This is a genomic window from Schnuerera sp. (assembly GCF_035459645.1).
In the GTDB taxonomy this organism is placed as follows: domain Bacteria; phylum Bacillota; class Clostridia; order Tissierellales; family Tepidimicrobiaceae; genus Schnuerera.
On the sequence record NZ_DATHXO010000490.1, the window covers coordinates 1 to 2,257 of the forward strand.

Genomic DNA, 2,257 nt, shown 5'->3' on the forward strand with positions numbered 1-2,257 from the left:
GCTATGGGGCATATGTAAACTATTTTTTCTACAGACTATTATTATTTCTTCTAGAATTTGAGGAATATCATAATCATGAATGGGTTCATCTATATAAATGCTATACAATATTTCTATGTCTTTATATAATTTATTTAAATCCACGGACCCTTTTCGTGTCCCTATTTTTAAAATAGATTTTGCAATTAGGTCAATATCCTTTGTAGCAGCGCCTTCTAAAATATCATTTAGTTTCTTTCTTAAACCTGCACTTAAACTACCCATAAGACCAAAATCGATATAACTAATGGTATTATCTGATATTAAAATATTTCCAGGATGTGGATCTGCATGGAAAAACCCATCTTCAAAAACTTGTTTAAAATAATTATAAGTTATTTTAGTAGCTATATCATTAACATCGTAGCCAGATTCAGTTAATTTATTGACATTATCAATTTTGATTCCCGATATATAATCCATTACCAAAACCTTAGATGTACAATATTCTTCATATACTTTAGGAACAGTTATAAATTTTACATCAAGATTGTTTTCTGTAAATTTAATAATATTATTCATCTCTTCTATGAAATTCAATTCCTTTTCAGTGGCTTTACTCAATTCATCCACTACTTTTTTCATGTCTACAAATTCTCCTGTAGCTGTGAAATTAACAAAGGGAGCTAATTTTTTTAATATCTGGATATCTGATAACATCTTTTCTTTTACATAAGGTCTTTGGACCTTTACAACGACTTTTTCTCCAGTTTTAAGCTTGGCTAAATATACTTCTGACAGAGAAGCAGAAGCAATAGGGGTTTTTTTGAAGTCTAGAAAAATTTCATCAATAGTATCTTTTAGTTCAAATTCAATAACTTCCTTCATAATGCTAAATTTTTCAGGGCTTACATCATCTTGTAATTTTTGGAATTCATTTATATATTCTATGGGTAGTATATCTACTCTAGTAGATAATAATTGTCCAATCTTAACAAAAGAAGGACCTAATTCTTCCAAGGCTAATCGCAATTCTTTTGGGTTTTTTATTCCATTTTTAAATCCATATTTCATAGCTACAGATATAATTTCTTTTAATCTTTTTTTAGTATAGTTATTATCCATATTAAGAAACCATCTTGTATGCTCAAGATGGTCTATCCCCCCATATTAAATATTTTTCTCTAATTCATCTATTCTTCTATTTATATTATCTATATCCTCTTTAGTTGCTAAATTTAAATTATCTAAATATGTTTTTATATTCATTTCTATATCATTCATATTTTGAGTATTTTGGTTATTATCTTTTACCACTCTTTTAAGTTCTTCATTCAATTGTTTCCCTTGTTCTACAGTAATTTTACCTTTTTCAACTAGATCTTTTACCAGTTCATTGGCCTTTTCATAAGTTAAAGCCATGGTACCTATACCAGCAAAGAATACCTTTTTAAATAGATCCTCCATTTTTCTGCCTCCTTTCTTTTATGTAAGAATGTCTAAAAGTAAACCTTTAATATCGTCTAGTCTTCTCAATATTTTTATCCTATTGTCTTCAATGTTTAAAAAATCTTTAGTAAGTTCATCTAATTCATTGTCTACCTTCTTTACTAAAGAATATACCCTATGACGACCTCTTCTATCCAAGGAATTTTCTTTATAAAAGACATGGGAATTATTCACAGTAACATCTAAAAATTCTTTCACAAGTTTTTTATATTGGACCAAATCTTCAATAAATAATTTATCCTGTAGTTTTTCAGATTGATTTTCTATCTTATTGTAAAGGATTTTAAGTTGTTCACGAATATGTTCTTGTTCTACTTCCATAAGTTTGTTTTTAAAGGTTTTGTGTACTTCCTTTTTATTGGTAGATTTTATATTATCAACTCTTTGTATATTGTCCATACCAACCTTTTCTATTCTTGCCATAAAGTCACACTCCCTTACTATTCTATTATATACTATCGGCATAATATATGAAAATATTATATTTATTTAAAGTTTAATTAAAGATTTGTCGATATAGTAAATGAAATCTTTAGATAAGGATGGTAATATGGAAGCCATAAATTTGAATACAAAAGAAAATATTATAAATGCTTATAATTTAAAACCTACTCTTTTTTATGATGTGGAAGGCATTCTATTAGAAAAAAAGGAAAAGGATGTTAAAATCGAGAAAATCATAGATAATAAAAAAGTATCTTATTCATTACGGTTAAAAGAAGAAATTAAGCAAAAAGTGGGAGAAAAAGTAATAGTAGATAAAGATAAT

The 2,257-nt window shown here is 27.0% G+C and carries 4 protein-coding genes; 1 reads left to right on the top strand and 3 read right to left on the bottom strand.

The features are described from left to right. From VK998_RS11560 to VK998_RS11570, 3 genes are all read right to left on the bottom strand, one after another. Positions 1-1,104 (bottom strand): ABC1 kinase family protein (locus VK998_RS11560; protein ID WP_325228477.1); only part of this gene is annotated, 1,104 nt, incomplete at its 3' end. A 45-nt stretch (positions 1,105-1,149) separates the two neighbouring features. Further along, on the bottom strand, positions 1,150-1,446 hold the full coding sequence (locus VK998_RS11565) for a phasin family protein (RefSeq protein ID WP_325228479.1): 297 nt from the start codon (positions 1,444-1,446) through the stop codon (positions 1,150-1,152). A gap of 18 nt (positions 1,447-1,464) precedes the next feature. Beyond that, on the bottom strand, positions 1,465-1,911 hold the full coding sequence (locus VK998_RS11570; protein WP_325228481.1) for a YaaR family protein: 447 nt from the start codon (positions 1,909-1,911) through the stop codon (positions 1,465-1,467). Between the two features lie 100 nt (positions 1,912-2,011). Here VK998_RS11570 and VK998_RS11575 point away from each other — a divergent pair. Next, positions 2,012-2,257 (top strand): hypothetical protein (locus tag VK998_RS11575; RefSeq protein ID WP_325228484.1); only part of this gene is annotated, 246 nt, incomplete at its 3' end.

What these genes read in the sequence shown, in the direction of transcription:
- VK998_RS11565 (WP_325228479.1), bottom strand. Translation starts at nt 1,446, where the DNA reads ATGGAGGATCTATTTAAAAAGGTATTCTTTGCTGGTATAGGTACCATG.
- VK998_RS11570 (WP_325228481.1), bottom strand. Translation starts at nt 1,911, where the DNA reads ATGGCAAGAATAGAAAAGGTTGGTATGGACAATATACAAAGAGTTGAT.